Annotated in this window: 1 protein-coding gene; it reads right to left on the bottom strand. The window is 45.1% G+C overall.

Annotation, left to right across the window (positions count from 1 at the left end; genetic code table 11):
- On the bottom strand, positions 1 to 623 hold a 623-nt coding region (locus tag ACFIK0_RS09370), incomplete at its 3' end, for a PASTA domain-containing protein (RefSeq protein ID WP_375663906.1).
- Positions 624 to 727: the final 104 nt, after the last annotated feature.

Genomic DNA, 727 nt, shown 5'->3' with positions numbered 1-727 from the left:
TCGCCATGGTTCAGTTTGGTGCCCGCCTTTGGCGACTGACTAATCACATGGTTATTGGCCACTTTTTTCGTCCGCTTGGTCTGGGTAGTCAGTTGTAACTTATGCTTATTAGCAAAGTCTTGCACAGCACTGACGTCTTGATGCTTGAAATTAGGGATTTTGATCGGTTTCTTTCCTGCCGAAACGGTCAAATGAACTGTTTGGTTGGCTGTTTTGACCACTTTTCCCTTTTCATAATTCTGCTTAATGATGTCACCGGCATCAACTTTATCAGAATAAACCGTCGTTTTCTGGACTTTAAATCCCTTATCGCGCAGGCTATTAGCGACTGATTTATAATCATCGCCAACATAATCGGCCATTTTCAATTCCTTCACACCTGAAGAGATCACTAAATTAACTCTACTATTGACCCGCGCTTGGCTCGAGCCATCTGGTGAACTAGAAATCACTTCATTTTTAGCATAACTACTGCTATTTTGCCGAGTAATTTTGCCAACACGCAAGTAATGCTGATTCAAAGTCTTTTCAGCTTGGACCGCGCTCTGTCCTTCAACATCTGGAGTCACAATTGTCCGGCCAAAGAACCACCATGAACCAGCCCCTAACAAAGCCAGTGCCACAATGCCACTTGTCGCCCAAGTAACTAGGCGTCGCTTGGAATGATGCGATGTTGGTTGCTGATCTGACCGCCGGGATTGATCTGCTGGGGACGTACTTTGCTTGT

Origin of the sequence: Bartonella sp. CL63NXGY, assembly GCF_042194905.1 — a bacterium.
In the GTDB taxonomy this organism is placed as follows: domain Bacteria; phylum Pseudomonadota; class Alphaproteobacteria; order Rhizobiales; family Rhizobiaceae; genus Bartonella.
This window is presented reverse-complemented; position numbering and strand designations above follow the sequence as displayed.